This is a genomic window from Streptomyces sp. CB01881 (assembly GCF_002953255.1).
Taxonomy (GTDB): domain Bacteria; phylum Actinomycetota; class Actinomycetes; order Streptomycetales; family Streptomycetaceae; genus Kitasatospora.
In genome coordinates, this window is the sequence record NZ_CP026498.1 from 10,982,117 (window position 1) to 10,985,081 (window position 2,965).

The 2,965-nt window shown below is 74.6% G+C and carries 4 protein-coding genes; 2 read left to right on the plus strand and 2 right to left on the minus strand.

Features of this window, described 5'->3' with window-relative positions; genetic code table 11:
* Positions 1-790: HAD-IC family P-type ATPase (locus tag C2142_RS41275; RefSeq protein WP_241003344.1), on the minus strand; the 790-nt coding region annotated here is incomplete at its 3' end.
* A 742-nt stretch (positions 791-1,532) separates the two neighbouring features.
* Between C2142_RS41275 and C2142_RS37295 the strand changes: the two genes are divergently transcribed.
* On the plus strand, positions 1,533-2,087 hold the full coding sequence (locus C2142_RS37295; RefSeq protein WP_148647166.1) for a universal stress protein: 555 nt from the start codon (positions 1,533-1,535) through the stop codon (positions 2,085-2,087).
* A 7-nt stretch (positions 2,088-2,094) separates the two neighbouring features.
* A complete protein-coding gene (locus C2142_RS37300) occupies positions 2,095-2,502 on the plus strand; it encodes a hypothetical protein (RefSeq protein ID WP_148647167.1) in 408 nt (135 codons plus the stop codon).
* Between the two features lie 192 nt (positions 2,503-2,694).
* Here the strand turns inward: C2142_RS37300 and C2142_RS41280 are convergent.
* Positions 2,695-2,965: dihydrofolate reductase family protein (locus tag C2142_RS41280; RefSeq protein WP_241003059.1), on the minus strand; the 271-nt coding region annotated here is incomplete at its 5' end.

Here is a 2,965-nt window from a genome sequence, read left to right on the forward strand (position 1 = left end):
CCTCGACCGCGCGGCCGGAGAGCGCGACCACGTTGCGCTGGACCAGGCGGTCCATGCCGGCGATGCCGATCGCGGAGAGCAGCGCGCCGATCGTGGTCGGGATGAGGGCCACCATGAGTGCCACCAGGACGACGGTGGTCTGCGGGGAGCCCGCGTAGATCGCCATCGGCTGGAGCGAGACGACGGAGAGGACGAAGACGATGGTGAGCGAGGCGAGCAGGATGTTGAGCGCGATCTCGTTCGGCGTCTTCTGCCGGTTCGCGCCCTCGACCAGGGCGATCATCCGGTCGATGAAGCTCTGGCCCGGCCGCGCGGTGATCCGGACGACCAGCCGGTCGGAGAGGACCCGGGTGCCGCCGGTGACGCTGGTGCGGTCGCCGCCGGACTCGCGGATGACGGGTGCGGACTCGCCGGTGATCGCCGACTCGTCCACGGCCGCGACGCCCTCGATCACCTCACCGTCGCGGGGGATCACCTCGCCGGCGGGGACGAGCACGATGTCGTGCAGGAGGAGGTGCTCGGCGGGGATGGACTCGTGGCGGTGGTCGTGGCCGCCGACCCGCCAGTGCAGCAGGCGGCGGGCGGTGGTGCCGGTCCGGGCCTGCCGCAGCGAGTCGGCCTGGGCCTTGCCGCGGCTCTCGGCGACGGCCTCGGCGAGGTTGGCGAAGAGCACGGTGAGCCAGAGCCAGAAGCTGATCACCCAGGCGAACACGCCCGGGTGGACGACGGCGGTGAGCGTGGTGAGGGCGGAGCCGGTCTCGACCACCAGCATGACGGGGTTCTTGGCCATGGTGCGGGGGTGGAGCTTGCGTACCGCGGCGGGGAGGGCTTCGCGGAGCTGGCGCGCGGTGATCAGCCGGCGGCGTCCGGACCGCGGTGCGCCGGGGCGGTGGCCCGGGTGCGGCGGGGCCGGCTCGGCACCGCCGGCCTTCGGGCGGCGGAACCGGTCGGGCCTCGGTGCGGGCTGTTCGGTGGTGGTGGCCGGTGAGGTGAGGGCCGGGCGGCGCATCGGTTCTGGGACCTTCCGGAGCCGCCCCGGGGGAGCGGGGCGGATTGCGACGGCGACGGGGGACGTCGCACAGCGAAGCACCGGATCTCCGTACGCCGTCCGCGTCTTGACGCCCGCTTGGCACGACACCGGACGTCCTTGACACGACCCTGACGCGACGACCTGACGACCTGTCGGCCAGCAGGGGCTGGCGCGGTGGCGGCGACCGAGCGGACGCCGGCTCGGGCGAGGTCGAGGCGGCGGAAGGCGGGACCGTCCGGTACGGCGGACCGAACGACCCGTGACCGGTCCTTGACGTCCTTGACGGAAGCCTGGCGGTGATCGGCTCGGTGCTGACACGACCTCGGCGCGATCCGGACGCGGCCGCCCGCGACACGGCGTCAAGACCGCGTTCGGATCATGGCCGGCCGCGTCAGGGTCCCGTCAAGAACGCGCGGACCGGCAGCCTCCTGCGGCTTGGCTGGAGGTCGTCGACAACAGCCGACGACAGGCGCGTGAACCGCAGCGGCGTGAGGATCAGGACATGAACGGCAGCCACCGGAACGACGAGCGGCCCCGGGGCCGCGTGGTGGTCGGCGTGAGCGGCTCCCTGGGCAGTCTGGCCGCCCTGCACCGCGCGGTCGCCGAGGCCCGCCGCACCGGCGCCGAGGTGATTCCGGTGCTGGCCTGGGAGCCGCCCGGCGGCGAGCTCGGCTACCGCCGCTCCCCGTGCCCGCCGCTGCTCGCGGCCGTCCGGGACACCGCCGAGCAGCGCCTGCGCGACGCCCTGGACGCGGCCTTCGCCGGCGCCGACCCGGGCGTGCCGATGCATCCGCTGGTGGTCCGCGGCGAGACCGGTCCTGCTCTGGTGCAGACCGCCGACCGGCCCGGGGACCTCCTGGTGGTGGGGCGCAGCGGCGGCCCGCTGCGCCGCCGACTGCGGCGCTCCGTGACCGACTACTGCACGCGGAAGGCCGGCTGCTCCGTCCTCGCCGTCGCGCGGCCGGAGCTCCAGCAGGACCTGGAGACACTGCACCGGCGCATCCACTGGCACCTCCCGGTCGGGCCGGCGCCCGAGCTGGTCCGCGCGAAGGGATAGGCCCACCGTGCGGATGTACTCGGCCCGCCCCGGCGGCCACCGCTACCACCCCGTGCTGGACCGGCTGCCCGTCGCGATGTCGGGCACGGTGGCGCTCCTCGCCGGCGGGGCCCTGGCGCTCGGCCTGGGCCGGCTCGGTGAGCTGCACTCCGGCTGGTTCGCCTATGCGGCCTACGCCGGGCTGAGCGCGCTGCTCGGCGCCTTCTCCCGGCCCTCGGCGGCACCCGTGATCGGCACGGCCGCCTGGCTGTGCTGCAACGCCTTCGCGGAGCACCGCCACGCCGAGCTCGGCTGGGCCGGCGCCGGCGCGGAGAGCGGCCACCTCGTGCTGTTCACCGCGGCCGCCCTGCTGCTCCCGCTCCCCGCGGCCCTGCCGCGCCGGGCAGTCCGGGTCGGCCGACTGCCGATCGTGTGATCGTCGCGTGCCGGTGCCGCCTGCGCCCGAGGCGGCACCGGCACACGCGATGTGGGGGTTTGCGTGACGGCGGCGACCCTCTGGCGAGGCACTTCGTCAGGGCGTCGGCACCTCGAACCGTCGACGTCGTGGCGGACGCCGACCCGGCGGATTCACCGCCGATGAGGCGGCCCGCCTGGCGCGAGGCGGCTTTCAGCCGTCATGTCCGAGGCCGCGGTCGGGTGCGCTCATGTCGCCCGTCCGGGGGGTGCCGTCGGCGAGCCCGTAGCGCAGGTACACGGTGCCGTTCGGGCCGGCCACCGGTGGTTCGAGGAGTGTGAGGTTCGTGGGCACCGCGCCGCCGTCGAACACCTTCTTCCCGACGCCGAGCACGATCGGGTGGACCCAGAGGTCGAGACGGTCGAAGAGCTTCTCCCGCAGGAGGGTCTGCACCAGGTCCAGGCTCCCGACGACCTTCACGTTC